General features: G+C 68.4%; 41 protein-coding genes. 6 read left to right on the top strand and 35 right to left on the bottom strand.

Features of this window, described 5'->3' with window-relative positions; all coding sequences use genetic code 11:
- The first annotated feature begins 42 nt into the window (after positions 1-42).
- Positions 43-807, top strand: a complete 765-nt coding sequence (gene ppgK / locus CYQ11_RS19570) for a polyphosphate--glucose phosphotransferase (protein WP_099201451.1) — start codon at positions 43-45, stop codon at positions 805-807.
- Here ppgK and CYQ11_RS19575 read toward each other — a convergent pair.
- Complete coding sequence (locus tag CYQ11_RS19575; protein WP_099201450.1) at positions 704-1,315, bottom strand: DUF6542 domain-containing protein; 612 nt, start codon at positions 1,313-1,315, stop codon at positions 704-706. The genes ppgK and CYQ11_RS19575 overlap by 104 nt on opposite strands.
- Before the next feature lie 207 nt (positions 1,316-1,522).
- On the opposite strand from CYQ11_RS19575, the gene ychF reads away from it, so the two are divergent.
- On the top strand, positions 1,523-2,611 hold the full coding sequence (gene ychF, locus CYQ11_RS19580) for a redox-regulated ATPase YchF (RefSeq protein WP_099201449.1): 1,089 nt from the start codon (positions 1,523-1,525) through the stop codon (positions 2,609-2,611).
- Positions 2,612-3,469: 858 nt separating this feature from the next.
- Positions 3,470-4,453 carry a hypothetical protein gene (locus CYQ11_RS19590; RefSeq protein WP_104651008.1) on the top strand — a complete coding sequence of 328 codons (984 nt, stop codon included), beginning with the start codon at positions 3,470-3,472 and terminating at the stop codon, positions 4,451-4,453.
- Positions 4,454-4,459: 6 nt separating this feature from the next.
- On the opposite strand, the gene CYQ11_RS19595 is transcribed toward CYQ11_RS19590, so the two are convergent.
- The 8 genes from CYQ11_RS19595 to CYQ11_RS19630 all read right to left on the bottom strand — a co-directional run bounded on the left by CYQ11_RS19595 (position 4,460) and on the right by CYQ11_RS19630 (position 9,630).
- Positions 4,460-4,897, bottom strand: coding sequence for an NUDIX hydrolase (locus CYQ11_RS19595; RefSeq protein ID WP_104651009.1), 438 nt, complete (start codon positions 4,895-4,897; stop codon positions 4,460-4,462).
- A 43-nt stretch (positions 4,898-4,940) separates the two neighbouring features.
- The gene (locus tag CYQ11_RS19600) at positions 4,941-5,552 is read right to left on the bottom strand and encodes an AAA family ATPase (RefSeq protein WP_104651010.1); all 612 of its coding nucleotides are present in this window, start codon (positions 5,550-5,552) and stop codon (positions 4,941-4,943) included.
- Complete coding sequence (locus CYQ11_RS19605) at positions 5,525-6,328, bottom strand: hypothetical protein (RefSeq protein WP_104651011.1); 804 nt, start codon at positions 6,326-6,328, stop codon at positions 5,525-5,527. Before CYQ11_RS19605 ends, CYQ11_RS19600 begins: the two co-directional genes overlap by 28 nt.
- A gap of 56 nt (positions 6,329-6,384) precedes the next feature.
- Positions 6,385-7,167, bottom strand: coding sequence for a hypothetical protein (locus tag CYQ11_RS19610; protein WP_104651012.1), 783 nt, complete (start codon positions 7,165-7,167; stop codon positions 6,385-6,387).
- On the bottom strand, positions 7,157-8,152 hold the full coding sequence (locus CYQ11_RS19615) for a radical SAM/SPASM domain-containing protein (RefSeq protein WP_104651013.1): 996 nt from the start codon (positions 8,150-8,152) through the stop codon (positions 7,157-7,159). The genes CYQ11_RS19610 and CYQ11_RS19615 overlap by 11 nt, the downstream gene beginning before the upstream one ends.
- A 211-nt stretch (positions 8,153-8,363) precedes the next feature.
- Entirely contained in the window at positions 8,364-8,687 is a 324-nt protein-coding gene (locus CYQ11_RS19620) for an ATP-binding protein (protein ID WP_146104708.1), read from the bottom strand.
- A gap of 153 nt (positions 8,688-8,840) precedes the next feature.
- Positions 8,841-9,212: a hypothetical protein gene (locus CYQ11_RS19625; protein ID WP_146104709.1), complete on the bottom strand. Its 372-nt coding sequence runs from the start codon at positions 9,210-9,212 to the stop codon at positions 8,841-8,843.
- Positions 9,157-9,630, bottom strand: coding sequence for an ATP-binding protein (locus CYQ11_RS19630; RefSeq protein ID WP_181143711.1), 474 nt, complete (start codon positions 9,628-9,630; stop codon positions 9,157-9,159). Before CYQ11_RS19630 ends, CYQ11_RS19625 begins: the two co-directional genes overlap by 56 nt.
- 222 nt (positions 9,631-9,852) lie before the next feature.
- Here CYQ11_RS19630 and CYQ11_RS19635 point away from each other — a divergent pair, with 222 nt between their 5' ends.
- Positions 9,853-10,710: a helix-turn-helix domain-containing protein gene (locus tag CYQ11_RS19635; RefSeq protein WP_181143712.1), complete on the top strand. Its 858-nt coding sequence runs from the start codon at positions 9,853-9,855 to the stop codon at positions 10,708-10,710.
- Position 10,711: 1 nt separating this feature from the next.
- Entirely contained in the window at positions 10,712-10,960 is a 249-nt protein-coding gene (locus CYQ11_RS19640) for a DUF397 domain-containing protein (protein ID WP_104651018.1), read from the top strand.
- Positions 10,961-11,034: 74 nt separating this feature from the next.
- On the opposite strand, the gene CYQ11_RS19645 is transcribed toward CYQ11_RS19640, so the two are convergent.
- The 20 genes from CYQ11_RS19645 to CYQ11_RS19725 all read right to left on the bottom strand — a co-directional run bounded on the left by CYQ11_RS19645 (position 11,035) and on the right by CYQ11_RS19725 (position 19,808).
- Positions 11,035-11,418: an RNA polymerase sigma factor gene (locus CYQ11_RS19645; protein WP_104651019.1), complete on the bottom strand. Its 384-nt coding sequence runs from the start codon at positions 11,416-11,418 to the stop codon at positions 11,035-11,037.
- Complete coding sequence (locus CYQ11_RS19650; RefSeq protein WP_104651020.1) at positions 11,415-11,756, bottom strand: hypothetical protein; 342 nt, start codon at positions 11,754-11,756, stop codon at positions 11,415-11,417. The genes CYQ11_RS19645 and CYQ11_RS19650 overlap by 4 nt, the downstream gene beginning before the upstream one ends.
- The gene (locus CYQ11_RS19655) at positions 11,753-12,943 is read right to left on the bottom strand and encodes a hypothetical protein (protein ID WP_104651021.1); all 1,191 of its coding nucleotides are present in this window, start codon (positions 12,941-12,943) and stop codon (positions 11,753-11,755) included. Before CYQ11_RS19655 ends, CYQ11_RS19650 begins: the two co-directional genes overlap by 4 nt.
- A complete protein-coding gene (locus tag CYQ11_RS19660; protein WP_243469279.1) occupies positions 12,936-13,154 on the bottom strand; it encodes a hypothetical protein in 219 nt (72 codons plus the stop codon). Before CYQ11_RS19660 ends, CYQ11_RS19655 begins: the two co-directional genes overlap by 8 nt.
- Positions 13,151-13,402, bottom strand: coding sequence for a hypothetical protein (locus tag CYQ11_RS19665; protein ID WP_104651023.1), 252 nt, complete (start codon positions 13,400-13,402; stop codon positions 13,151-13,153). Before CYQ11_RS19665 ends, CYQ11_RS19660 begins: the two co-directional genes overlap by 4 nt.
- Positions 13,399-13,578, bottom strand: a complete 180-nt coding sequence (locus CYQ11_RS19670; RefSeq protein ID WP_104651024.1) for a hypothetical protein — start codon at positions 13,576-13,578, stop codon at positions 13,399-13,401. Before CYQ11_RS19670 ends, CYQ11_RS19665 begins: the two co-directional genes overlap by 4 nt.
- On the bottom strand, positions 13,575-13,931 hold the full coding sequence (locus tag CYQ11_RS19675) for a hypothetical protein (protein WP_104651025.1): 357 nt from the start codon (positions 13,929-13,931) through the stop codon (positions 13,575-13,577). The genes CYQ11_RS19670 and CYQ11_RS19675 overlap by 4 nt, the downstream gene beginning before the upstream one ends.
- Positions 13,928-14,290, bottom strand: coding sequence for a hypothetical protein (locus CYQ11_RS19680; RefSeq protein WP_104651026.1), 363 nt, complete (start codon positions 14,288-14,290; stop codon positions 13,928-13,930). The genes CYQ11_RS19675 and CYQ11_RS19680 overlap by 4 nt, the downstream gene beginning before the upstream one ends.
- Entirely contained in the window at positions 14,287-14,754 is a 468-nt protein-coding gene (locus CYQ11_RS19685) for a toprim domain-containing protein (RefSeq protein ID WP_104651027.1), read from the bottom strand. Before CYQ11_RS19685 ends, CYQ11_RS19680 begins: the two co-directional genes overlap by 4 nt.
- A 31-nt stretch (positions 14,755-14,785) precedes the next feature.
- Entirely contained in the window at positions 14,786-15,220 is a 435-nt protein-coding gene (locus CYQ11_RS19690) for a CHC2 zinc finger domain-containing protein (protein ID WP_341533605.1), read from the bottom strand.
- Positions 15,205-15,345, bottom strand: coding sequence for a hypothetical protein (locus tag CYQ11_RS29620; protein ID WP_181143713.1), 141 nt, complete (start codon positions 15,343-15,345; stop codon positions 15,205-15,207). The genes CYQ11_RS19690 and CYQ11_RS29620 overlap by 16 nt, the downstream gene beginning before the upstream one ends.
- The gene (locus tag CYQ11_RS29625) at positions 15,342-15,485 is read right to left on the bottom strand and encodes a hypothetical protein (protein WP_181143714.1); all 144 of its coding nucleotides are present in this window, start codon (positions 15,483-15,485) and stop codon (positions 15,342-15,344) included. The genes CYQ11_RS29620 and CYQ11_RS29625 overlap by 4 nt, the downstream gene beginning before the upstream one ends.
- Entirely contained in the window at positions 15,482-15,877 is a 396-nt protein-coding gene (locus CYQ11_RS19695) for a hypothetical protein (protein ID WP_104651029.1), read from the bottom strand. The genes CYQ11_RS29625 and CYQ11_RS19695 overlap by 4 nt, the downstream gene beginning before the upstream one ends.
- Positions 15,878-15,889: 12 nt before the next feature.
- A complete protein-coding gene (locus CYQ11_RS19700; protein WP_104651030.1) occupies positions 15,890-16,756 on the bottom strand; it encodes an AAA family ATPase in 867 nt (288 codons plus the stop codon).
- Positions 16,757-16,824: 68 nt separating this feature from the next.
- Entirely contained in the window at positions 16,825-17,241 is a 417-nt protein-coding gene (locus CYQ11_RS19705; protein WP_104651122.1) for a hypothetical protein, read from the bottom strand.
- A 17-nt stretch (positions 17,242-17,258) separates the two neighbouring features.
- Positions 17,259-17,384 carry a hypothetical protein gene (locus tag CYQ11_RS30675; protein ID WP_279382111.1) on the bottom strand — a complete coding sequence of 42 codons (126 nt, stop codon included), beginning with the start codon at positions 17,382-17,384 and terminating at the stop codon, positions 17,259-17,261.
- The gene (locus CYQ11_RS19710; protein WP_104651031.1) at positions 17,384-17,821 is read right to left on the bottom strand and encodes a hypothetical protein; all 438 of its coding nucleotides are present in this window, start codon (positions 17,819-17,821) and stop codon (positions 17,384-17,386) included. The genes CYQ11_RS30675 and CYQ11_RS19710 overlap by 1 nt, the downstream gene beginning before the upstream one ends.
- A 56-nt stretch (positions 17,822-17,877) precedes the next feature.
- Positions 17,878-18,729 (bottom strand): hypothetical protein, encoded by an 852-nt coding sequence (locus CYQ11_RS19715; RefSeq protein ID WP_243469281.1) that lies wholly within the window; start codon positions 18,727-18,729, stop codon positions 17,878-17,880.
- 72 nt (positions 18,730-18,801) lie between these two features.
- Entirely contained in the window at positions 18,802-19,125 is a 324-nt protein-coding gene (locus CYQ11_RS19720; protein WP_146104710.1) for a hypothetical protein, read from the bottom strand.
- Between the two features lie 182 nt (positions 19,126-19,307).
- A complete protein-coding gene (locus CYQ11_RS19725) occupies positions 19,308-19,808 on the bottom strand; it encodes a hypothetical protein (RefSeq protein ID WP_207793748.1) in 501 nt (166 codons plus the stop codon).
- 226 nt (positions 19,809-20,034) lie between these two features.
- Here CYQ11_RS19725 and CYQ11_RS29630 point away from each other — a divergent pair, with 226 nt between their 5' ends.
- A complete protein-coding gene (locus CYQ11_RS29630) occupies positions 20,035-20,205 on the top strand; it encodes a hypothetical protein (RefSeq protein WP_279382112.1) in 171 nt (56 codons plus the stop codon).
- 50 nt (positions 20,206-20,255) lie between these two features.
- Here the strand turns inward: CYQ11_RS29630 and CYQ11_RS19735 are convergent, their stop codons facing one another.
- From CYQ11_RS19735 to CYQ11_RS19765, 6 genes are all read right to left on the bottom strand, one after another.
- Positions 20,256-20,474 (bottom strand): DUF7439 family protein, encoded by a 219-nt coding sequence (locus CYQ11_RS19735; RefSeq protein WP_104651034.1) that lies wholly within the window; start codon positions 20,472-20,474, stop codon positions 20,256-20,258.
- A complete protein-coding gene (locus tag CYQ11_RS30365) occupies positions 20,471-21,226 on the bottom strand; it encodes a peptidoglycan recognition protein family protein (protein WP_341533611.1) in 756 nt (251 codons plus the stop codon). Before CYQ11_RS30365 ends, CYQ11_RS19735 begins: the two co-directional genes overlap by 4 nt.
- A 93-nt stretch (positions 21,227-21,319) precedes the next feature.
- Positions 21,320-21,661: a DUF2746 domain-containing protein gene (locus tag CYQ11_RS19745; RefSeq protein WP_104651035.1), complete on the bottom strand. Its 342-nt coding sequence runs from the start codon at positions 21,659-21,661 to the stop codon at positions 21,320-21,322.
- Positions 21,651-22,922 carry a tail fiber domain-containing protein gene (locus CYQ11_RS19750; RefSeq protein ID WP_104651036.1) on the bottom strand — a complete coding sequence of 424 codons (1,272 nt, stop codon included), beginning with the start codon at positions 22,920-22,922 and terminating at the stop codon, positions 21,651-21,653. The genes CYQ11_RS19745 and CYQ11_RS19750 overlap by 11 nt, the downstream gene beginning before the upstream one ends.
- A 63-nt stretch (positions 22,923-22,985) precedes the next feature.
- Positions 22,986-24,668: a hypothetical protein gene (locus tag CYQ11_RS29220; RefSeq protein ID WP_146104711.1), complete on the bottom strand. Its 1,683-nt coding sequence runs from the start codon at positions 24,666-24,668 to the stop codon at positions 22,986-22,988.
- On the bottom strand, positions 24,668-24,970 hold the full coding sequence (locus tag CYQ11_RS19765; RefSeq protein ID WP_104651037.1) for a hypothetical protein: 303 nt from the start codon (positions 24,968-24,970) through the stop codon (positions 24,668-24,670). Before CYQ11_RS19765 ends, CYQ11_RS29220 begins: the two co-directional genes overlap by 1 nt.
- Positions 24,971-24,973: the final 3 nt, after the last annotated feature.

Below are 24,973 nucleotides of genomic sequence, written 5' to 3' on the forward strand. Positions count from 1 at the left end.
GTACGAGGGGTGCGGGCCCGCCGCACCCCTTAGCGTGGCCGTATGAACGTATTCGGCGTGGACATCGGCGGATCGGGCATCAAGGGCGCTCCGGTGGACCCGGGGCGCGGCGAGGTCACGGAGGAGCGCTTCAAGGTGCTCACCCCGCGTCCGGCCACCCCGGACGCGGTCGCCTCCTGCGTCCGGAAGGTCGTCCGGCACTTCGGCGTGCCCGTCGGGCCCGTGGGGGTGACGTTCCCGGGCGTCGTGGCCGGCGGGACGACCCGCACGGCGGCCAACGTGGCCGAGGAGTGGATCGGGCAGGACGCCGCCGGGCTGTTCGGCGAGGAGCTGGGCGCCCCGGTGACGGTGATCAACGACGCGGACGCGGCGGGGCTGGCCGAGATGACCTTCGGCGCCGGCCGGGGCCGTACGGGCACGGTGGTGGTGCTCACCTTCGGCACCGGCATCGGCAGCGCGCTCTTCACCGGCGGCAGGCTGGTGCCCAACACCGAGCTGGGCCACCTGGAGCTGCACGGACACGACGCGGAGACGCGCGCCTCCACCCGGGCCAAGGAGGACGAGGACCTGAGCTGGGGCCGCTGGGCCAAGCGGGTCGGACGCTACCTCGCCCACGTGGAGATGCTGTTCTCGCCCGAGCTGTTCGTGATCGGCGGCGGCGTCAGCCGGAAGGCGGACAAGTTCCTGCCGCTGATCGAGGGGGTCAGCGCGGAGATCGTCCCGGCCCGGCTCCAGAACAACGCGGGGATCGTGGGCGCCGCGATGGCCGCTGCCGCAGCCGGTTCCGGGCCCGTCGTCGCGTCCTGATCAGCAGGACCCTCCTGACGAGCGCGATCAGCGCCGCCAGCAGCGTGCCCGCGTACAGCCAGCCCGCCGTCAGCGACAGCAGGGTGACCATGCTCATGAGCCGCCCGGCCACTCCCTCCGTGCTCTCACCCAGCGGCACGGCGCCCACCGCGTAGGCGATGGGGACGCTCACGGGGGCCGTCATCAGCTCGGCCGGGCGCACCCACAGGGCGCAGGCCGCGCTGCCGATCAGGAAGAACACGCCGTACACCTCGGGCGAGCCGCCGAGCAGCAGCGCGTCCAGGGCGCCGACGCCCAGCATGGCCAGGGCGGTGAGCAGCCCGCTGCCCAGCCCGGTCAGCCGGGCGGCCGGGAGGCGGCTCAGGGGGACGGCGGAGCGGCCGGGGCGGCCCCGCCGGACCGGCGTCCCGGCCGGATCGCGGCGCTGGCCGACGGGCGCGGCGGGGCGGGGCACGGGGGACCCGCGGCGGACCTTGCGCTGGGGGATGCGCGTGCTGGGTTGCTCCACCCGACCAAACTAGGCAGCCACGCCGGGGGAACGTGGCGTGGGACACGCCGTTTGCACCCCCTTGGCCATGTGTTCGGGGAATCCTTCGCCCGGGGCCGGTGGCGGGCCCGGACCCGTAGACTGGTGGACCGGCCGCGTCACGATGCGCGGGACCCTTCGCTCACCGCGGACCATTTCGCTACTACGGGATCACTGGGGAAGTCGCACGTGTCGCTCACGATCGGAATCGTCGGTCTGCCGAATGTCGGCAAGTCGACCCTGTTCAACGCCCTGACCAAGAACGACGTGCTGGCGGCCAACTACCCGTTCGCCACCATCGAGCCCAACGTGGGCGTCGTCGGCGTCCCGGACGCCCGGCTCACCAAGCTCGCGGAGATCTTCGGCTCGCAGAAGGTCCTGCCCGCGACGGTCGACTTCGTCGACATCGCCGGCATCGTCCGCGGCGCCTCCGAGGGCGAGGGCCTGGGCAACAAGTTCCTGGCGAACATCCGCGAGTCGGATGCGATCTGCCAGGTCATCCGCGCGTTCAAGGACGAGAACGTCGTCCACGTGGACGGCAAGGTCTCGCCCCGGGACGACATCGAGACGATCAACACCGAGCTGATCCTCGCCGACCTCCAGACCATCGAGAAGGTCCTGCCGCGCCTGGTCAAGGAGTCGCGGATCAAGAAGGACGTCGCGCCGAAGGTCGCGGCGGTCGAGGCGGCGAAGGAGATCCTGGAGAAGGGCGAGACGCTCTTCTCGGCGGGCATCGTCCAGGGCTCGGGCAACGAGGAGCTCCTGCACGACCTCCACCTGCTCACCACCAAGCCCTTCCTCTACGTCTTCAACGTCGACGAGGAGGAGCTGTCGGACGAGGCGTTCAAGGAGGAGCAGCGCGCCCTGGTCGCCCCGGCCGAGGCCATCTTCCTCAACGCCAAGCTGGAGTCCGACCTCGCCGAGCTGGACGAGGACGAGGCCCTGGAGCTGCTCCAGTCCGTCGGCCAGGACGAGCCGGGCCTGGCCACGCTGGCCCGCGTCGGCTTCGACACCCTGGGCCTGCAGACCTACCTGACGGCCGGCCCGAAGGAGTCCCGGGCCTGGACCATCAGGAAGGGCGCCACGGCCCCCGAGGCGGCCGGTGTGATCCACACCGACTTCCAGAAGGGCTTCATCAAGGCCGAGGTCATCTCCTTCGCCGACCTGGTCGAGACCGGCTCGGTCGCCGACGCCCGCGCCGCCGGCAAGGCGCGCATGGAGGGCAAGGACTACGTGATGGCGGACGGCGACGTGGTGGAGTTCCGCTTCAACGTGTGACGGCTGACATAGCACGACTCGACTGACCTGGCAAACATGCAGGTCAGAGGGGGTCCGACCCTTCGGGGTTGGGCCCCCTTCTGTTTCCCGTGCTGACTTGGTGCTGACCTGGAAGCACCCCCGGGCACCCCTCGTCACCCGCTCCGTGCTGACTTGGTGCTGACCTCGCGAGGGCTGCGCCGAGCAGGCCAAGGCCACTGGCAGGCCGGGCACAGCTCGTACCGGCCGTCGACTACGACGCTGCCCCACTCCCGGCACTTATCGCACCCGCGGGCTCGACGGATATCTACCGTCGGGCCTGGGCGACTCCGTGTTTTGGCCATTCCGGCACTCCCGACGGGAATTGCGCTGTGCTTTGTTCCGGCGTCTGCCCTGCTTCGATGCCAGTATCCAATCGGCTGCGGGGGCATTCAAGATCGCAATTCGGGGAGCTTCCTGCATGCCTGAATGATTGAGTGGCGAAAGTTATTTCCGATTCTGGATCATCTGGCTTGCCTCAGTTGAGCCAGAATGTGAAGTTTCGGCAACGAAATTTGCCAACGCTCCACGCCTTATCAGCCCTAGGTCGGAGAGGCCGTGCGACCTGCGGATGAACTGGCACCCCGCCAGTTTTCGGACACGAACTTGGCGTGTTCTACTGTGCGTGATCCCTCAACCACTCCGAACCATGGAGTTGCCGTGTCCCGTCACAGGAAGCCGATATCCACCCTCCTTGCCTTGCCTGACCGCGGTGATCCGGACAGAAAGGTCGCGATCTTCTCCTGGGGACTGATCGCGACAGCGACTGCCTTCACTTGCCTAATGTGTGCAACTGGCACACTTCCCGAGCGAATTTCTCAGGGTTCGTCTGCTCCTACCGTGCCGGACCAGGGGCCCGAGCCGACGCCCGAGCCGGGCGACGACGACAACCCCGACGACGACAAGCACGACGTATACAAGGACGCCCCGCAGCGCGGCTATGTCCCGACTTACTTTGATGGGCACGGCGGCATCGCCGGAGTGCCCCTGACTGAAGAGCAGCGGAAGGCCATCATCGCGGAGGCCGAGCGGCGCGGGATGTCGGAGCCCGACGCCAAGGCTCTTGCTTACGGCGAGCCGGAGCATGCCCCGCAGGCCCCTCCGCCCGGCACCAGTTTGCTCGTGGCAGTCAAGCCGCTGTACCGGGAGGTGGCACCGGGCGAGACCACGACGACGACCGCCGCGGACTCCGGCCCCACAGCTCCCGCCCCGCCAGCAGTCCCCCAGTCGAAGACGACCGCCCCGGCCCCGCTGACAGCGACACCGCCGGGCGGGAAGAACGAGCCGAAGAAGGACGAGCCGACGAAGAGTCAGGTGGCGCCTACCCCTCGGTCGGCACCGGAGGAGGCCAAGCAGATGCTCAAGGACATCGTGCCCGACCCCGTCGAGGACCTCCTGCACCACATGACGCACCTGCGGAGCTTCATGCGCGGGGTCAGCGTCCCGGGCTACGCGCCAACCGTCGAGGTCACCGCTCCGGACGACTCGACCGGAGCGGTCACTATGACGACGAGGGTGGCCGACGACATGGCCGTGTCGGTGACCGTCACCACCTCCGTCGATGAGGCCGACGAGCCGCAGCCCTGCACGATCTCCGTGACGGTGACGGACCCGGAGACGGGTGAAGTCACCGTGGCCACGGAGGAGAAGACCGTCGACACCCCGCAGGAGGTGAGCCACGCGGCCATCAGCGAGGTGGTTGACGCTGTGGTCGCGGCCTCCCAGGTGCCAGACGAGGCTCCTGGGCAGAGCGGCGCAACCAGTGAGGTAGTGGTGCCCCGCGGGGAGGCTGTGAGCGAATCGACAGCCATGCCTGGCGAGTAGGAGTGCCTAGGGCCACCCGAGCACGGAGAATGGCTCGCCCTTGAGGTACTGGCCGATCCCATGTGCGTTGTACGGGACGACGGTGTCCGGAAGGTGGCCAATCGGGTGCCAGGCGATGCCGGCGCACTTGTGCGGCTCGGCGTTCCGTGGTTCGCCGGTCCAGTGAGAGGTGGCAAGGAACCAGCCGACGCGGGGCTCACCCTCGGGGTTGAGGAAGTGGGTGACGTGGACGATCCGGACAGCCTCCGGGGCGACGTCGACACCCACTTCCTCGCGGGCCTCCCTGATCGCTGCGGTGACGACATCCTCGCCTTGGTCGACCTTGCCGCTGGGGAGGTTCAGCAGGCCGTCGGCGTAGCCGGTGCCGGCTCTTTCGGCGAGAAGTACCAGACCGTTGCGCTCCAGGATGAGCATGGCGTCGTTGATCGGACGTTGGGCTGGCATCGGCGGTCCTCCGGGAGTGGTTCTGGGAGGACCATAGGGCATGTCAGTGGACGCGGATGCCCGCCTCGTAGAGGTGCTTGGCAATCCACTCGACGCGGGCTTGGGTGGTCAGGCCGGGCGGCAGGTCGAGCACGGGCACACCGGTGTCGCTGATCGCCTCGTAGACCGCAGTCTCGGCGGCGCCTTGCAGGGTGAGGACCTTCTCGCGGAAGCGGTCACCTCCGGCCTGCTGGTCGAAGTGGTCGCGGCAGTGGACTACGGCGTCGTACGCGAGAGGCATCCAACTGCGGCACAGTGACTCCATGGACCGCAGAACGGCACGGATCTGGGGGTCCTCCTGGTCGAGGACGAGCCGAGCGTAGGCGAGCACGTTGGCCGGGGTTTTGTCGGTGATGAGGAGCCGGTGGTTGCGGGCGTCGCGCATCGGAGTGGTGAACTGGGCGGCGAACAGGTCGAGCTCGGCAACCAGATCGAACTCCCCCTTCCGGTGCAGGACGATCTCCTCCATGAACGGACTCACCCGGGCGGGTTCGCCGGTGCACGCGACGTTGACGCCCTGCTCGCGGAAGTACGCAGTGAGAGCGTGGACGAGGGTGGTCTTGCCGGCCGCCTGGGTGCCTTCGATGGCTACGACGGTGCAGTCCCGGATGGGCATGGTTCCCCCAGCAGGTCTCGGAAGGTGCGGGATGTTAGCCAGCCCCACGCGCCTTCGGCGTGGGTGGCGATCATGCGGTTCACGTTCAGGCCCTGACTGTCCCAGTGGCCATGCCCAGCCGCCGCGATGGCGACGAGAGCAGTGGACAGCGAGTGGCGGACGTTCAGGACGCTGACACGTTCACGGGCCTCGATATCGCCGTTCTCCAGCCAGCGGCGGTGGAGCTTCGGCATCGAATGACGAAGCAGTTCGGGCTGGGTGACATCGAGGTTGAGCTCGGTGCAGACGTCGACCAGGCGCCGAGAGGTGCCTGTGAGGAGGTGGCCGGCGTCATAGCGGGTGTCCAGGACCTGCGGGGCGTCGTCAGCGGACACCCGGCGCTTGGACCAGGCGCCGCGGGCGCTGGTGAGGGCCGGAGGTGGCGTGTCGGCGTTGGCGGCCAGAACCGCAAGGTCCGAGCAGAGCTGGTGCCCGGTGATGAGGTCGGCGTCAGCGAAGACCTGAGCGATGGTGTCGGCGGCCGTGTCGACAAGCGCTTGGGTCTCGGCGGGGTCCTCCAGGTAGACGCTGGTGTAGGCGAAGGGCAACTCGTCGAGGGCGGCCGGCCCGTCGCCAATGGGGACGTCAACCAGGACGACCGAGAAGCAGAAGGGCCGGTTGCCGTTCTTGATCCGGAAGTTCTTGGTCCACTCGGCGTCGAGTGAGGCGACCCGGATCGTGTCGGCCGGCTTGGCTGGCGGCCGGCCCGGGTTGGCCATGCTGCTGACGGTGATCACTTTGCTCCTCGCGGGTGGGCTCGGCGCGTGTACGCCGAGCCCACCGTATGCCTGGGTCAGGAAGCCTGACGGGGCTTCGGGTCGAACGCGAGCGGCATGGTGTCCCACGCGGCAAGACGAAGCGACTGCTCCAGGTCGAGTGATTCCTGCCAGGTGAGACGCTCGGCCTGTCGGCCCCCGATGAGTGCGACGGCGAGCGCGCACATCAGCGCCGCAGCGCCGACGTGTTGCGTGTGCCAGACCAGGTCTTCCTGCGACACAGTCGGGATGGTCAAGACCTCGTAGACCTCCTGGAGAACCGCGGGCGCCCGGAAGGACCAGAGCACCGGCCCGAAGTCGAGGGCGTTCGAGGCGAGCGCGCTGTCGAGCTGCGTTCCGTCGTCGCCGGCCGTGTCGATGAACAAGGCCGTACCGCGCTCGCGGACGGTCCGATCAGCCCACGCCTCGCCCAGGGCCTCGATGCCCGCGTGCGGCTTCGAGAGCAGGGGTCGAAGTGCATGCAGGTCATCGGCGAACGAGTGCCACGAGACGATCTCGGCCTTGCGGCGCCCCTGAATAAGCAGACTGTCCACGAAGGCGAGAATGTCGGCGCCGTCGCCGCTGGACTCCATGGCCACGCTGCGGTAGCCGAAGTGGAGCGTGTCGGCGGTGATCTCGCGGGCGGAGGTCCGGTGAACAGGGATGAACACCGCTGCGGCGCCGATCGGCACCACCGCGGACCCCTCGTCGGCCCACTGGATACTCATCCCGGTCAGGAGCCGGGTCTTTCGGGCGAATGGCCGCATGTCCGCCGCATAGGGCGTATCGGGCCAAGCCAGGTTCGAGAACTCACGCAGCACTGCTGCCTCCAGAGTGCGCCGCAGTGCGGATCGAGGCACCGAGGTACTTGCGGAAGTGGTTCTCCTTGAAGCGGTACCGCTTCCAGATCTCCTCGATCGGCTCTTCCAGGACGTTGCCGAGCGGCTCGAAGAGGTCCTTCGAGTCGTAGACGGGCCAGGCGTTGGTCTTGCCGTTGGGCTCCACCACGATCATGTGGCCCTCGTTGTCCGGCGTCCACGTGGTCAGGCGGAGGGCGGGGCTCCACTGGTACGTGGAGCGCAACTCACTGAGCCGGGTGAACGCCTCGGCGGCCTCGTCGTCCGTGATGAACTCGTGCTCGGCGAGGTTGAGGGCGTTGCCCTTCCTGAGCGGCATGATCAGCTTCACCTTGCCGGCGTCGAGAACGTCAGCGATCTGGCAGGTGAACGGTAGTGCCGCCAGGGTGGAGCGGTAGACAACGGCGGACAGGGAGATCGGGATGCCTTCGGCCTGGAGTGCGCGGACGCCGGGCATCACCTTGTCGTAGTCCCCGCGCACCCGGTTGGTGATGCCTCGCGGACCTTCCAAGCCGATGTTCGCGAAGGCGATCTTCCCTGCGATCCGCTTGGCGTGCTGGAGCCCGTGAGTCGCGTTCGTCGGGACGGCGAGGACGAAGTTCTCGTCCGCGAACATGTCGACGATGTCACCGAAGTCGCGGCGCATGAGGGGCTCGCCACCGGACAGGAAGATCCGCTTGGTGCCCTTGAGGCTGTTGCGCATCGCCTCCAGTCGATCCAGCGACGGGTCGGGCATCTGGAGGATCTCGGAGCAGAAGCTGCAATCGAAGTCGCACCTCTTGGTGACCTGGACGATCACGGACAGCGGAGCGGTGGCCTTTCGGGCGAGCTCCGGGATGTCGGCGCCGGGCTCGACCGTGAAGTGGTGCCCGTGGGTGGCGAACGCGAGACCGTCACCCATCGCGAGGCCCCGGCGGGCGGGAATCGACGGGAGGCCGAGGTCAGTCATGTGTTTCCTTCCTGAGTGGGTGGTTCCTGCACCGTGTCCCGCTTGCGCCGTAGGCCGCGCGTTGCACGGTGAGCATGGATGGCGCTCAGCGAAGGGGCGGCCCCTGCATCCGGGGGGTGATGCGAGGGGCCGCCCGTCACGATCCCCGTCCGATCTGCCGTACCGGTGCCGGCAGTTCGGGGTGTCGTCGGAGATCGTGAGATTCGGGTGGTCAGCTGGCGTAAAGCGCAGGTCTTGAGACCTGGCTTGTTCGGCCGAGGTGGGCATAGACGACCTTGCCGAACGGGTCGAGCTCGACTCCCCAGCGCCCCTGGGTGAGCTTGTGCACCAAGGGCAGCCCGCGCGAGGACTCGTCGGCTTCGCCAGCAAGGATCATGACGGGCAAGCTGCGCGAGCCATCTCGAACAGCAACCTGTACAACTCGTGCACTGATCTGATGCACCGATACACGCATGAGTGTGAGGCCGCCCGTGTGCAGCGCGTTTGTCACCAGTTCCGCACTCACCGTCGCGGCGGAATCGGCCAGTTCATCCAAGCCCCAGTCCCGAAGGGTGGCCCGGACGAGCTGCCGCGCGAGGTCAACGGACTCGGCGCGGTACGGGTACTCCTCTACGACGGGACTGGGTCGCAGGGGGGCCGCAGGCTCGGCGGCAGGGGCTATCGGTGCCAGCGTCAACGTCCCCGCCCCCTACGCCGGTCTGAGTGGATACGCGCGCAGCCCGTCGATCACGCGCCGTAGGAGGTCCTCGGAGACGCCGCCGGCGCGCTGGCGATTGCGGATCTCCTCAAGCGAGAGCGCCCGCTTTCGGGCCTCCAGCGGCGTGGATTCCACTTCGGGGAGCTGCTGCAAGAGCAACTCCGCGCCGTCGAGGACGTATCGCAGCAGTTGGTTCGGCGTAAGGCGCAGAAGGAGGGGCTCCATGGGAGCGGTCTGCCCGTCGAGCTGGATCGGCCCGAGCCTCAGCTCGACCGAAGCCTTGGGGTTGGCGTGATCCGCCAGCTCCTCAGGAGGCAACTGCCGCAGCCGTAACTTCCCTTTGCTGGGCGCCTCTTGCGTCATCCTCCCCCTCCTTCAGCGTGAAGCAAATGATCTTCGCTTGGCGTGACGTGTCGTCCTCGACGTGCCAGTGGTCGGCCAGGACGTCTAGGAGCAGGAGCCCCCGTCCACCGGACGCGTCCAGATCCACGTCGCGGGGCGTCGGGTGTTCCGGCGATTCGTCCCTGACCTCGAACCAGGCGGGCCTGCCCCAGAGCGCCACGCAGGTCACCTGGCAGGGTGACTTCGCGTGGACCAGCGCGTTCGTGACCACCTCGCTGATCAGCAGCTCGGCTGTGTCCGAGTCCTGCCCGATCTCGTTGCAGAACCGGCGGACAAACCGCCTGGCGGCTCCAACGGAGAGGGGGTCGGCCGGGAACTTCTTGGACTGAACCAGTCGAGCTAGATCAGTTAGGTGCACGTGCTCGCGGTGCTCTGACACAGCCCCTCCAAGTTCGGTCGGAGGGGGCATGCGTCGAGGCGGACGCACTACACTCCGCCACTGAGTGGACGCGTTTGGTGCTCTAAGAGTCTGGCTTCGCGCGAACTTCGCGCGCAAGCCCTTCGCGCGAATCCCTTGAAAAATCACTCCCCAGAGTCATGTGCCACGGCTGGGGGCGATACCCTGCACCCAGGACAACTGAAGGCCCCTGGGAGGAGAAGCGTGTCCGTCAACCCGCAGGCGTCCCGCTCCCGCCGGGCCTTCGGCCGGCAGCTGCAAGATCTTCGCGAACAGGCCAAGCCCCGCGTCACTCAGAAGATGGCGGGAGAGGCCATCGGGAAGAGCCGGGATCTCGTGTCTTTTATCGAGCGCGGCGGGCAGTGGCCAACGGAAGCGCAACTCTCCACACTGCTCGATCTGTACGGTGTCGACGACGCAACCCGTGCGCTGGTGGAGGCTCTGTACCAGGCCGCCCAGGAGACCGTCGAGGTCTGGTGGTCCCAGTACCCCGATCTGCCGAAGGACCTTGTCAAGCTGATCGAGCTTGAAGACGTGGCGGAGAAGATCTGGATCTACGGAGGGGGCACCCTTCCAGGGCTGCTTCAGATCCCGGAATACATCGCCGCCCTGTTCCGATTTGAGTCCTTGGAGTACGGCGGAGCTCAGATAGGGATGCTGGCGGAGGTTCGCCGCCTTCGGAGTGGGGTCCTTACCCGGCACCGCCCCCTCATCCTGGACACGCTCTTGGCGGAGGGCGTTCTCTGGGAGAACACGGGCGGTCGTGACGTGATGCGACGACAGCTCGAACACCTGCTCACGATGGCTCGCCGCCCCAACGTCACGATCCGGATCATTCCCCGGGAGGCTGAGGTCGCAGCAAGCGCCACTCCCCCGTTCACCTTGTTCGACTTCCACAGTGATCCCAGCATGCGCCAGGCGGACCTGGCAGGCGGGATGGCCTTCACTGAGGACGTGAAGACGGTCCGGTACGCCCGTCGGCTCTACGAGTACCTCGCCGGATTCGCGGCCACCCCTGAAGACTCAATGCAGCTCATCGAAAATGTGATCAAGGACAAGTGACATGGACAAGAGCGTGCTTCGCTCCCTCGACCTCTCGGCCGCTGAGTGGACCAAGTCGAAGCGGAGTGGCGGCGGAGCCAATGACCAGTGCGTCGAGGTGACCAAGCTCTACATCGACGGCGTGCACGTCGGTATGGGGATGCGGGACTCCACTGACCCCGAGGGCCCGGTGCTCTACTTCTGGAACGCCGAGTACCGCGCGTACCAGCAGGGCATCGCTGATGGCCAGGCAAGCCTTCTCGTTCCCTGAGACGACGACTACGACGAAGCTCCCGGCCGGCATTGGGCTCGGGAGCTTCGCTGTGTTCAGGGGCAAGTGTGGGCCTACCCGGCGGTGTCCAGGTCGTCGTAGCCCTCCACGTACTCGTGCCCGCTGAGGTGGGCCGCGAGCTTGCCCACGCCCCGCTCGCGCCGGTAGCGGACTGCCCGGCCGGTGACGCCCTGGAGGACTCCGGCCTCGTCGTCGGGAAGGTCCGCGCCGTACCGCAGGAGGAGGGCCTGGCGTTCGCCGAGAGAGAGCGGGGCCGTCGCCCACCCCTGCCGGATATCGGCGAGGTGGGCGAACAGGACACCCGCGGTCTTCTTGTCGACGGAGCCCTTCGGCATGTCGGCGTCCGGCGCGGTGGGGTTCCTGATCCCGTACGCGGCCTCCCTGTCCCACACCGCTGGGAGGAGGTGCTCGACGAGGCGCCGGTCGTACCCGCTCACCCCTCCGCCTTCCCCGCCGCGACCCGGGCGGCCTCGTAGGAGACGTGGCCGGCACGTCGCCGGGCCTCCGTCAGCCAGCGGTCCCGAAGGCGCTGGGAGAGCCAGCGGTGCAGCAGGCCCGGCCCGGCGTCCGCGAGGATGCTGCGGACCTGGACGGCCCGCTCGGCCATCACCAGGAGCGCTTCTTGGTGGGCGTCGTCGTACTCCAGCGTCAGCCCGTAGTCGCGGGAGATCGAGCGGGCAACGGCCTGGGCGACGCTGCCGACGTGCGGCTCGGAGAGCACGGACCAGTCGACCGCCGCAGGGGCTTCGGCCGGTTCGAGTTCTACGAGATTCATCGGACCACCTCCTTCACGGAGGTCTCGCCGTCCTTGGTGACGGCGACCATCAGGCCGGGCGCCCCAGTGGTGCCCTTGCTGTGTCGCCACCACGTGGACTCGGACTCCATCGCCGGAGGCTGGACGAACGTCCTGGGGCCGTCGGTGTCGATGTGCTCGTGATGCAGGTGGCCGGCCAGGAGGAGATCGGCCTGGTGCATCGCCGACTGCTTGTTGAACGCCTGACCCTTCCACCAGTCGAAGTGACGGCCGGGGCGCCACTGGTGGCCGTGGGCGTGCGCCACGGTGGTGCCCGAGCAGTCCACGACGACGGTCAGCTCGTCCGTGTCCGGCACGTACCACTCGACGTGGGAGAACTTCTCCGGGTGCAAGTCGGCCGCGTCCTTGACGGCGATCAGGGACTCGGTGTCGTGGGAGTCGTCGTACCGGGTCAGGCCCTTGCCGTTGATCCGGACGGCCTCGCCGTGGTTGCCGGGCACCGCGGCCATGGTCACCCGCTCCGCGAGCGGCGCGAAGGTGGTGAGGGCGTGAAGCATCACCCGGCGCGTCAGGCGGATCTGCTCGTTGAGGGTGAGCTGGGTACGCCACGTATTCGCGCCGCCCTGCGACTGGAATCCCTCGACATGATCGCCGAGCCAGGCCAGGTGCACGTGGCCGATGCTGAATCGCGTCCGGTACAGCTCCAGCAGGTCGGCGGCGCGGTTCAGGCAGTCGATCGTGCGGCGGAGCGTGCCGGCCGGACCGTCGCCGTCAACCTTCCCGAACTGCATGTCGCCGAGCGCGACGATGAAGGTGTGGTCGCCCGTGGTCAGCGCGTTGGGAGCCCACGGCTTGTACGCCTCGACGGCGGCCAGGAGCTCGTCGATGTCGGGCCGGTCGGTTGCGGCGTCCCTGCTGCGGGCGAAGGTGAACCGGGTGCTCACCCCCGTGTCGCCGCCCGGCATCGTCCACTCCGAGGAGCGGAACCCGGTCGCTACCCAGTCGGCCGGATCGAGGCCCTGGGCCCGCAGGTAGGCCGTGGCGGCGTCCTCCGTCACGGCGTCCACCGGGCCCCGGACGGTGACCTCGGCGGCGTCGCCGCTCACCTCGATCTGGCGAGTGAAGTCCCGCTCCGGGTCGGCCGGCCGGGACGGTATCGCGGGGCCGACGGGCTTGGAGAGGAGTTCGTCGAGCAGGGTGTCAGTCACGCAGGCTCTCTTCCTGGCGCAGGCGGCGCCGGTACGTACGGATGGTGGAGGCGGACACGCGGTGCCCGTAACGGCCGAGAATCCAGACGAGGTCCTCGGCTGCGGTGTCCTGGAGGAGATGCCGCTCGAACGCCTCGCGCTCCGGCCCGTTGAGGGTCTCCCAGATGGATTGGAGGCGGGGGCCGGGCGTGCCCGGCAGGCCCGCACTCACCAGCCCCGCCGAGCGAGGTGGTTCTGCCGGGCCTTGTTACGCAGGCTCAGCACGTTCTCCAGGTCCCTCGGGCGAGCATGGCGGACAGCACGGTCGACCTCTTCCTTCGACCAGGTGAGCCCGCCGTGCAGGCCGGACAGGTGGTCGCGGAGGAGTGCTCGTGCGGTGGGGAGGTCGCCGTCGATGGGCTGGATGTGGCCGCAGCCGCGGCCGTCCAGGAAGTTGGGACAGGTCAGGGCTTCGGTCACGGGCAGCCCCCGGCCAGGACGGCGGCGTGCTCCTCCAGCGCGTTCGCGCCGTGGTCGAGGCCGAGCCCGGTGTAGAAGTCCTTGCCGAGCGGGTCTTCGAGGTGCAGGTCTCGAAGGAACTGGGCGGCTTCTCGAAACGCCTGGCTGCGGGAGATGGGGGTGTCGGTGGTGGTCATTCGGCGTCCTCCGGGTGCAGGAGTGCTAGGCCGCCGTCGTACTCGTACGTGCCGTAGTTGTGGCAGTAGTGGCGGGAGGACCAGGCCGCGATCAGGTAGCGGCCGGGGCGGAGGCCAACCGAGCCGTAATCGCCTTCGTCGATGCCTGCGCGGTGGAACCAGCAGTCGAGGCCCTCCTCTTCGTGGAAGGCCACGTCGCAGCGGAGTTCGCCCTGCCGGTCGTGGCAGTCGGGGGTGTGCTCGGCGTGGAGGTAGTGGTCGGAGTCGGCGCCCTCGACCACCAGCCAGTGGGGCTCTCCGGCAGCCGGCAAGGGCTCGGCGTCGAGCTGGACTTGTTCGAAGAGGTTGATCAAGCGGCGGCCTTGTCGATGCGCTCGACGGCGGCTCCGGCGAGGGCGGCCAGGCGGACGAGGCCCTCGCGGACCTTCGCGGGTTCCCTCGTGCTGAACGCCTCGAAGGCGGCCTGGACGATCAGGCCGTCCACGCCTCCCGTGCCGACTGCCTCGCGCCGCTTGTTGATCAGGTCCCAGTCGCCACCGCGGCTTCGGTAGATCTCGGCAGCGCGGTGCGGGTGCTGGCCGCCGATCAGCTCCTTCGGGAGGTCTGCCAGGGTGCGGGCCTCGGCGCGGGCCTCGGTCATCGCGAGGTGGAGCAGGTCCGGCTTCGGCTGCACGCGGCGGGCGGTGGTCTTCTTGACGGTCGTCTCGGTCACTTCGACTTCTCCTCGTCGATCAGGTCGTGGAGGGACTTCTCGCCCCCGTGCAGGTAGGTCTCGGTCACGTCGCCGATGCGCAGGCGCACGCCCTTGGCGGATCGCAGGGATCGGCAGACCTTGTTGGTGAACTTCGCCCCGGCGTCGTCGGGGTCGCCCCAGACCCACACCCGGGAGAAGCCCGCGAGCATCCGGCGGTGCCGGCCGAACCACATCTCGGAGCCCGGGGAGGCGACGGCATGCCAGCCGACCTTGCAGAGGATGATCCGGTCGAGCTCGCCCTCGGTGAGGTGGATCTCGTCTCCGGCCGCGTGGATCGAGTCGACGCCGTACAGGCGGGGCGGGTCGTCCGGCAGGGTGTTGTACTTGCCGTGCCCGAAGTCGCGGTGGTTGTGATCTTCCAGGCATCGGAAGCGGATCGTCAGGGGGTGCCCGTCGCGGTCGAGGTAGGGGATCGCCAGCATGCCCCGGTAGCGGGCGTGACCCGGGTGAGGGTCACCGACGACGCCAAGCCGGAACGTATCCACCTCGGCCTGCCCGATCCCGCGAGCGGCCAGGTAGCGAGCGGCGTCCGCCGTAAGCGCTGCCTGATAGGAAGCTGTTGCCTCCTCCAGTGCCTCTCGTTGCGAGGGCGACAGAGGCCGCAAGGGCTCGCGCTCCGACAAAGTCCGTACTCTCCTTCTCCATGATCAAGCTGTAGGAATCCCCGCCTCGTCCGCAGGAGTGGCACTTCCACACCTGGCGGTCGGTGTTGTACGAGAGGGATGGGGTGCTGTCGTCGTGCAGCGGGCAGGGCGCCATGCCGGTGGCCCGCTGCGGGTTGTACTCGACGCCGTAGTGGTCGAGGACGGATTCGAGGGTGGGCTTCTGCTCGTCCTCGTCGTCCCGGTCGTGCCGACCGATGGGCTCGAATCTCACGGGAGCATCCACTCCTCCAGGTCGCGCATGTTGACCTCGAAGTACTCCTCGAACTCGAACAGCGCGGGGGCGTCGAACTCCGGGTCGTTGAGGAGGTCGAGGAACGCTTCGAAGCCCAGGACTTCGGGTTCGATCAAGCGATCCGCCGGCCTCGGAAGTGCTCGCCGATGGCGTCCCAGCCCAGCTCGTCGAGGCCGCTGGGCTCGGTATCGTTCAGCAGCTCCGCGAGCTCCCGCTCGATCCGACGGTGCTCGGCGATCTCCTCGAATTGCCTCATGCGGCAGCCTCCGGCGGGAGGTCGAAGTACTCCTCGACGGTGGTCAGCACATAGCCCTTGCGCCAGCTCGCGCCCCTACGACGGACGATGACGATCACGTCCACGTCGGCCGGGTCGAGTCCGCGATGCCGGGCGAAGTTGTCCCGCTCGCGCAGGGCCTCCTTGGTGAACGCCCCTGGTTCGAACTTGGCGTTCTTGGCCTCGATCACCAGGAACGGGCGGTGTCGAACTGGCTTCCGCCATCGGATGACGTGGTCGCCCTCGTCGTCCTTGCCGGTGAGCCGCAGGCGCTCGATGTCGAACTCGACCTGCCGTAGCTCGTCGCGGAGCTCGGTCTCCCAGGTGGCGCCTCGCCGCTTGTTCCGGCGGTTCCGCGCCGCAACATCAGTCAACTCTTACAATCCTCACTTGAGAGCGTCGAGCGGCGACCATGCGCTGGTCGCGGGACGCGGGACGGGGAACAGGCGCGGCTCCAGCGCCGAGAACCGGGTGATGTCCGGCTGGCACCGCAGCGTCGCGTAGCGGCGGGCCGTGGGATCGCACGGGCCCATGCGCTGTTTGATCACCGCAATGCGGTACTCCAGGCTGGTCGGGTCCAGCGCGACTGACAGGGAGAGCTCGGGCTTCTCCGACAGGCCGCCCTTGACCTGGTCGCGGCTGGGCGGCGCCCAGGGATCGGACTTCGCCTCCCAGCTCTTGTCCGAGGCGTGGTGGAGGACGATCACCGTTGAGCCGGTGGCGCGGGCGAGCTCGGTCAGGCCGGACATGACGGCCATCTGCTCGGTGTAGTCCGACTCGGCGTTCTCGAAGTCCATGAGGTTGTCGAAGACCATGATGGACGGGTAGGCGTCCCAGAGCTCCACCTGCGCTTCGAGCTCCTCGTCCACGGCCTTCCACGTGATCGGGCTGCCGAACGAGAAGGTGATGCGGGAGTCGGTGAGCGCGTTGATGTAGGTCTCGCGGTAGCGGCCACCGGCCGCCATGCCGGCCTCGACCATCTCCGTCGTGTCGCCGGTCGCCATGCTGGCCAGCCGCGAGGAGGCGGTGAAGGCGGACATGTCCGCCGAGAAGTAGAGCGTCGGCAGGTTCATCGACGCCGCCCAGAACAAGGCCAGGCCGCTCTTCTGGGTGCCGGACCGACCGGCGATCATGATGACCTCGCCCTGTCTCGGGCGGCAGCCGATCTGGTACAGCGCTTGGAAGGCTTCGATGCGGGGCAGCTCGCGGCCCGCTTCGGCATGGAGGGTCAGGGACCGTCCGGGGGTGAGCACTGCTCGGCTCCAATCGTCAGGGTGGGGGAGGGGGCGACACTAGGCCGCCCCCTCGTGCCGGCCGCGCGTCAGTCGAAGTCGGGCGCGGCGTCCACCGCGGCCTTCACCGCCGCGTCGCGCTGCTCGGCGTAGGCGATGACCTGGTTCTTGATGCCGGCGTCGGTCACCTGCTTCCACACCCACGCGGGGTGGGCGCCGGGCTTCTTGGCCGGGACCTGGGTGACGGTCACCAGCACCGCCTGGCCGACGACGCCTTCGAGATCTCGGGCGAGGACGGTCTGCTCGATCCGCTGGCCCTGGCTGACCTCGGGGGTGTAGGTCTTCAGCTGGTCGGGGGTCTTGAAGACGGTCACGTCAGCGATGGCGCTGTCCTTGGGACCGTTCGGGGTGGGCCTCTGCCGCTCGAAGCCGTGCACCTCCAGGAGGATCGCGATGGCGTCCTGGTTGTCCACGGGCTTGAACCAGCCGCCGTTAGCGGTCGGCATGGTGGCGAGGGCAAACGTCACTGAGTGTCTCCAGACTGCCGGTGTACGGCGTAGGGGATGTTGCGGGTCTTCGGTTGGGGTGCGGCCAGCGAGCCGACCGCGAGGGCGACCGCCACAGCCGCGACGAGGAAGCGGCGGCCCATCACGCTGCCGCCTTCAGGGCCCGGCCCCGGGCCTTCCAGGCGTCCATCACGGAGGAGTCCGAGAAGGCGGCCTGGTTGGTCGCCCACAGCCGCTTGAGGTCGTCGGTGCTCGCACACTGGGCGATCTGCTCCAGCAACCCGCCCGGCGCCTCGGCCGACGAGGCGGGAGGCTTCGGGGCCTCCGTCGCGGCCGGGGCCGGGATGATCCGGGCGTCCAGGCCCTTGACGATGGTCGTGGTGGCCTGGGCGGTGCGCGTGGCCTCGACGACGAGCTCGCTCGGCGCCAGCCCGGCTACACTCTTACCATCTAGGCCGAAGTAGTCCACGATGTCCTGCTGGACCGTCTCGGCGGTGCCGCGGAAGACGACCCAGCTATCGTCATAGCCCTTGCCATACTTGATGGTCACGGTGATCCGGCCTTCGTCGGCCACGCGCACAGCCCCTCTCTCGCGCGGGGCCGTCTGCCCCGCTTCTGTTAGTTACACTATCTCAATCAGGCCGCAGAAGGAAACCGTGTCAGGGCTCCCTTCTCACCCCGCATCCGGCGGATGTCGAGAGCCAGGCGCGCGGCCTCCCAGCCCAGGCGGAGGTCCGCCCAGTAGAGGGTGCACTCGCCCTGCCCGGCGGGGAGGTGGATGATGACGCCCCAGTCCTGGTTCACGGCCGGGATGGGGCTGTACGCGGCTGCGGCGCGGTCGGCCGGCACGTCCGTCTTCTTCCACTGCGCGAGCGCCCGCTTGTCCCGCTGGTCGACCGGGAAGAGCGCGTGGTCGTACAGCTCGCCCCTGCTGTAGACCGCGAGCTGGGCGGCCATCTTGAGTCCGCCGTACTCCACGCTGCCGGTCTTCAGGTCGCCGATGAACAGGCCCTCGACGTGCCGGCCGTCCGGCCCTGGCCCGCTGTAGCTGAGCATGCGGTCGAAGGTCCCGCCCGCGCCGAGCTCGTCGACCACGACGAACTGTTCCACGGCCGTCACGTCGAAGTCCGCGGTGGCCACCTTGTAGGCCGCCATGTCGGCAAGGTCGCTGGCGGACGTGCCCGCCGGTAGCGCCTGGCCCTGGTCGACGAGCTCCGAGAGGGCGTGCAGGTGGGTGCCCTTCTCCCGCCGGTCGTTCGCCCCGGCGATGTCGACGGCTTGCTCGGCGGTGCGGTCCAGGGCGGCCTTGCCTTCCCGGCTGGCGGGATCCACGCTCAGCACCCCGGCCAGGAGGGCGGGCCTGCGGGCGGCGCCCACCAGGGTCATCCGCTTGCCCCAGGCGGATAGGGCGGACTTGTCCTCGATGCAGTCGATGAAGGTCGTCGTGCGGGTCAGGGCGCGGGGCTTCCCGCCACCCTTCGGTACCACGAGGGGCCGACTCCATCCGTCGCGCGGAACCTCCCGCGCTGTCGGCAGCTCGGCAATTTGCAATGCCACTGATCATTCTCCAGAGTCGACGATGGATTTCAGAAAGAGCCGGATGCGCCCGCCGTCCAGAATCTGGGGATCGCACTCGTCCAGATCCAGCAGGGCCAAGCCGCGACTCTCGGCGAAGTCGAGAACGTACCGAAGATCATCCGGATCGTGTCCAGCCTCGACGGTAATGTGGAACTCCCACGAGTCCTCATCAATGTGCAGCCATACCCGGCCCGCACCGAAGCGGTCCCTAGCGGCACTGGAGGCCACCCCGTGGCCGTGCGACATCGCCGGCTCCTCTCCCCAAACGTCACGCAGCTTCCCTGCGGCGTGACGGTCTGTGTTCACACCAGCGATCCTCTACGTTCAGTAAGCCCTTGGTCAACCTGGGGGAAACAGGTGGGTTCCAAATCATCCAACGTGGGTACGCAGACCTCTTGACATCACCCCAGAGTATGACAATTCAACTACTGGGGATCATCCCTCGGGCGTATGGGGAAAACGAAAAAGGGCCCCCTCGGGGGCCCTTGTCAGGCGGCGCCGCCGCCTGACTCCTTAGGCTTTACCGGCTGGCGAATCAGGTCCTTATCGGACTTCTCGCGCGGCACGTAGAAAAAGCCATCCTCGGTCGCGGGATCATAATACACGACCGTCTTTTCCTGCTCCCGCTCTGCAATCCAGGAATCAAGGCGAGCCTGGTCTGCCGGCTTGAGCTCTTTCCCGGCGCGACGCCGCGCCTCGAACCGAAGCATAACCACAGGGTAGGCCCAGCGGTGCTCGGGCTTGATCTCCCAGGGGATCAGGTTGGTGTCCCGGGTGAGGCGGCGCTTCAGGCCCTTACGGTGCCGGAACGTGGCCCACATCGATGTCGTGGTCTGGATGCCGTACTTCTCCAGATACTTGTCGACGATCCACTGGTAGTCCCTGTTCTCTTCGATCCAGCGAATGGCCTCCTGCTCGTTCTGGACGAGAGTTCTCGCGGGCATGTGATCCCCTTCGGTCTGCTGAACCCCCCGCGCGACGAGTTTCATGTCGCGCACTCAACCTCTACGATTGCATGTAAGAGTTGATGCAGTCAAGCGCCGAGAGGTCGTGGGGGTCATGGTCGAAGTCCACGTGAAGGTAAGAGTCTGTGATAAGTGCAAGGACGTCAATCGGCCGGTGCGTAGTTACACCCTTACAGAGGGCGAGCGGGTGGTAGAGCGGGACCTGTGCGAGGAGCACGCGCGACCCGTTGAGGACCTGATGGTCGAAGACGTGTCGATCCCCGTACAGGTCCCGGCCCTCGCGGCGGCAACGAAGACCGCCGTGAAGAAGGCGCCAGCGAAGAAGGCGCCCGCCAAGAAGGCGCCGGCAGGCCGCAAGCGCGGCGCCACGAAGACGCTGACCGTCGAGGAGATCAACGCCCTGCGGAAGTCGCAGTCGTAGAACGAGAAGAACGGCCCCACCGAACCGTGATGGTCGGTGGGGCCTTTGGGTTACTCGGTCTGATCCGGCTCGTCCGGGGCGACCACGCCGAGCGCGGTCAGGACCTGAACGGCCAGGGCGATCTCCGGCCGGTCCGCGTACGCGACCGCGAGAGCGGACACGATCACGCCGACCAGGGCGAGGATCGCGCCCACGCGGGTCCGGTACCGGACGGGCAGCATGCTCAAGACGGTGATCGGCTTGGCGCCGGGAATCTGATGCTTACTCATCGGCCAGCCTCCTGCTGGAGAACCGCGAAGCCGCGGCCTCCGATAGCGACGTCGTGCGAGACGCCTGCGGACTTGAACTCGGGGTGGCGGTCGTGGAATCGGGCCACTGCCGCCTGGGTGTTGGCGCCGTAGAAGTCGGTGACGGCACCCGGGATCGGGCCGTAACCGGCCTTCATCAGAAGCTCCTGGAGCAGGCGGACCTGCGGGTGGTTGACGCCCGGCTTGACGGCCGGGTCCAGCGCCACGGTGCCGCCACCGCCGCCGCCACCCGGGGCGGGCATGCCGGCCTTCACCCACGCGTACAGCCGGCCACCCGGGCACTCCGTCGCGAAGCCGTCCCGGTGACCGTGCTTCGAGAGCTGACGGCCCGTCTTCGCGCACGCCTCGTCGTACAGGGCCCGAGCGCTACGGAGGGCGGCGTCGGAGGGGGCCTGGTCGCCGCCGATGGCGATCTGCACGCCGAACGCGGAGCGGTTGTGCGACGGACAGTGCGCGCCCTGGAGGTTCCAGCCGCGGCCCTCGTAGATGGCCCCGTTCTGGTCGATGACGAAGTTGTAGCCGACGCCGCTCCACCCGTTGTTCAGGTGCTCGCGCTCGATCGCCTGCGGGACCGAGTTGCCGGTGCGGGAGACCGCAGTGCCGCCGTCGTAGTGAATGTAGAACTCGGTGCGCTCGGACAGCGGGACGCTGGCGACGCCGCTGGTCCACGGCTTCGCGCCCCAGGAACCACGGGAGATGATATTGACGCTCAGGGTGTGCCTCCAGGCATGGGAAAGCCCCCGGCGCGGTGCGCGTCCCGGGGGCTGGGGGTGCCGCTGGCCGCCCGTAGGGGCGGGCCGCGGAAGTCAGTTGGGGTGGTTCAGGTGGGAGTCGAGCCGTTCGGCGACGGCCAGGCGCTCGGCCCGCTCGTGGGCGATCTCCCTGCGCAGGCTGGCCAGTTCCTCGTTGTGCCTCTCCTGGCCGTCTAGGACGCGGCCGAGGCCCTCGATCACCCTGTCGACGTCGTCGCGGAGGTTGGTGCCGTGGGAGTTGGCGACCTGCTCGCGGGCTTCCTGCGCGTGCTCGCGGACCTCGGCGATCGTGGCGCCCTGGCGGCGAACGAGCTCGACCAGGACGCCGACGAGTGCGGCGGTAATCGCCCCGCCGGCCGACACCATCGCGACCTGGACGGAGGGCTCAATGGTCACGCGCAAGCTCCTCGATCCGCGCCTCCAGAGCGGCGAGGCGGAGGGCCTGGTCCTGGACGACGGGCAGCAGGGCGACGCCGAGAAGGTCGTAGCGGACGCTGTCGATCTGGCCGTCCTCGTCGTGGACGACGATCTCCGGGAGGGTCTGGGCGACCTCTTCGGCGATCAGGCCGTACTCGTTCTTGCGTCCCTCGGTGACCTTGCCGTCCTCGTCGGTCGTCGGCTTGCGGTCGTAGACGCGCGGCCGCAGGGAGAGGACGTCCGCCGGGTTGATCCGGATGTCCCGGACGTTCTCCTTGAACCGGATCGAGGAGGTGTTGCGGCAGAAATTATGGTTTCCGTCAACCCACACCGCATACCAGGTGCCGCCCGCAGGCGTGTAACTGTGCGGCCTGTCACTGCCGTTGGCACGGTTGATTGTGCCCCAGGACTCCAGATACTGGCCGTGCCAGTGGTCGGTCGGAGGGAACTGGCCTGGCCTGCCCAGGATCTGGTCCCACCAGTGCTGGTGCCAGGACGGCGGGAACTCGCCCGGCACGCCGAGGAGCTGGTCCCACCAGTGCTGGTGCCAGGTCGGGTTGAAGCTGCCCGGCTTGTTGACGATGTCGTTGTAGTCGACGGTGTGAGTGTGGGTGCTTGGGGGGAACGTGGCCGGCTTGTTGGTCACGCTGGTCCACGAGACGATCGGCGCCAGGTCGGTCCAGGCCGCACCGTCCCAGTACTCCCACTTGCTCGTCGTGCGGTTCAGGCCAAGCTTGCCGACGCGGGGGTTCGACGGGCGGGTGGCGGTGGTCCAGGTGCCGACCCGCGTGCCAAGGAAGGACCGGTCGTCGGTCACCGCGGACAACGCGATGTTGGTGGCCGACGCCCCGACCGCGATCAGGCCGAGCGAGATCTCGTACAGGTCGGTGTCGGTCTGGGTGAGCGCGGGCGCGCTGCCTCCGGGCGTGCCCTTGAGCACGGCCAGCGAGATGCTGTTGAGCGTCGGATTGAGGCGGAGGATGACACGGTCGGTACGGGCTGCGGTGTCGGCCGTCGCGATGGTGAGGACCTCGATCGCGGTCGACAGGAACGCGTGGCCTCGCACGAGCGCGAAGCCGGGCTGAACGGAGACCTTCATAGCGGAGCCGTCGGCCGTGACCTTGAGGTCGAGGCCGGTGGCGGTGCCGGCCACGCCCGAGTCCTGGAGCTCGCGGAAGAGGCGGCTGAAGTCGGTCTCGGTCGTCGCCTGGCCGTCGAAGGGGTACGAGCTGGTTGCCACGCTGCGGGTTTCTCCCTGGAAACAGAAGAGCCCCCGCATCGGCGGAGGCTGCACGTCGGATGGTCAGGCCGCCAGCGCGGCCCAGAAGCGGTTCGAGCCGTTCTCCATGCCCGCGATCGAGATCGAGGACGGCGGCGAGGTGGCGCTGATCGTCGAGTATGAGCCGAAGCGCCGTACGGTCGTCAGGCCGAAGTAGTTCGGGGGCGCCGCTCCGCTGTTCTCCAACTGGAGCATCATCGGCCCGTCGTTCGTCGAGGTGTTGTACACGTAGCGCCAGGTGACGTAGTACGTGCCCGGCGAGGCCGCCCATGGCGAGGTCAGCGGCACGGACACGGTGACTCCGCCGGAGTTGCTCACGACCGGCGGCTCGTAGGCGCCCGCGATGTCTCCGGCCTGGGCGACCAGGTTCCCGTTCACGTCGTAGATCGCCGCCCAGGACCCGGCCTGGAGGCCGCCCGCATATCCGCAGTAGTGCCACACGATCTTGTTGATCGTGGTCGCCTGCCGCAGCGCGACGGCCGTGACGCGGACCGTGCCCGAGCCGGGGTAGCGGCCAGCGGAGAAGCTGACGGCCGGGTCGTAGGCCCACGAGGTCAGACCGTGGTCGGCGGGTGTCCACTGCTCCGGGAGGTTCGCGAGGGGGATCTTGCCCGTCGCGTCGAGCGTGGCGTCGCCCGGCACGAGGATCTTGCCGTCGGCCTGGCGGACCTTCAGCACACCGTTCTCGGAGTAGAGGATGGCCGTGCTCGCTGCGGCAGCCGGAGCCGACGCCGCGTTGCGCAGAGCCGTCGCGCCGGCCACGGTAAGCCGGGCCCCAGGGGCAAGGGAACTCGTGCCCACGCCCAGGCTGGCCGTCGACCGCTTGCCGAAGAGCATGGACGCCTTCCAGGCCCCGGCGTCCGTCCAGGCGCTCAGCTCGAAGTCCGAGCCGGCGTCACCGCCGCTCTCGGCCGAGTTGTCGACCTGGTACTCCCACCTGGTGACGTTGTTGGTGGCGAACGACAGCGTCCGGTAGGTGGGGGTAGGGGAGTCGAATCGCACGTCACCGCTGACCGAACCGCCGGTCTTCGGGATGGCGCCGACATCGGCCGCGGTGAGGGTGATGCTGGCCGCGCTCTTGCCGTTCACAGATGCGATGAGGCCGTTGGCGCCTGGGTCGCCCTTCGGCCCCTGGGCCCCGGTTGCCCCGGTAGGGCCGGGGGCTCCCTGCGGCCCGGTGGCACCAGCCGGGCCGGTCGCTCCAGTTGCGCCGGTCGCGCCGGTGGCGCCGGTGGGTCCCTTGAGGTTGCCGACCGGCGAGCCCCAGCCGGAGGCGCCGCGCTGGTACAGGTCGTAGGTGTCGGTGCGAAGGAGCACGTCGCCGGGCTTCGTGCCCGTGCTGGACGTGGTTCCGCTGTTGAGGTAGAAGGCCGCACCGCGAACGATGTCGCCTACCTTGGCCCAGGCGCCAGCGGCCCGCTGCCAGTGGGTGGCCGAGTTGCTGGTGACACCGAAGAGGGTGGTTGATTCAGGCTGGACGTAGAAGTCACCGTCCGCGCCGACAGTCGAATCGGGGACGGCCGTTCCGGTGAGGATCTTGCTGCCGGGGGCTCCGGCAGGGCCCGTTGCGCCCGTGGCTCCGGTGGCACCCTTGGCCCCAGTTGCGCCAGTCGCTCCGGCTGGACCGGCTGGCCCCTGCGGGCCGGTGGCTCCGGTCGGACCGACGACGCCGGAGTCCGCCGGGGACGGGAAGATGCTGAGTCCCATTAGGTGGCCTCCACTCCGCTGATGTGCGCGGGGGCGGCCTGAGCGTTGCCCTGCACTTCGATCTTGTCTCCGGCGTTGAGCACCTGGCTCATCTCGACGGTGAGCACGCCGTTGGGTGCGATGCCGACGTTGGCCAGCGCGTAGACGCCGCCGAGCTTGACGGCAACGCTCGCGGCCGAGCCGGTCGGGTTGGTGGCGACGATGTTCGTGACGATCGCCGAGGCCCCGGCCGGCACCGTGTAGACGGAGGTCAGGGCTGAGGGCAGTGGCCCCCGGAAGAAGTTCTTCGGCGTAGCCGCCACGTG

Source organism: Streptomyces cinnamoneus (genome assembly GCF_002939475.1).
In the GTDB taxonomy this organism is placed as follows: domain Bacteria; phylum Actinomycetota; class Actinomycetes; order Streptomycetales; family Streptomycetaceae; genus Streptomyces; species Streptomyces cinnamoneus_A.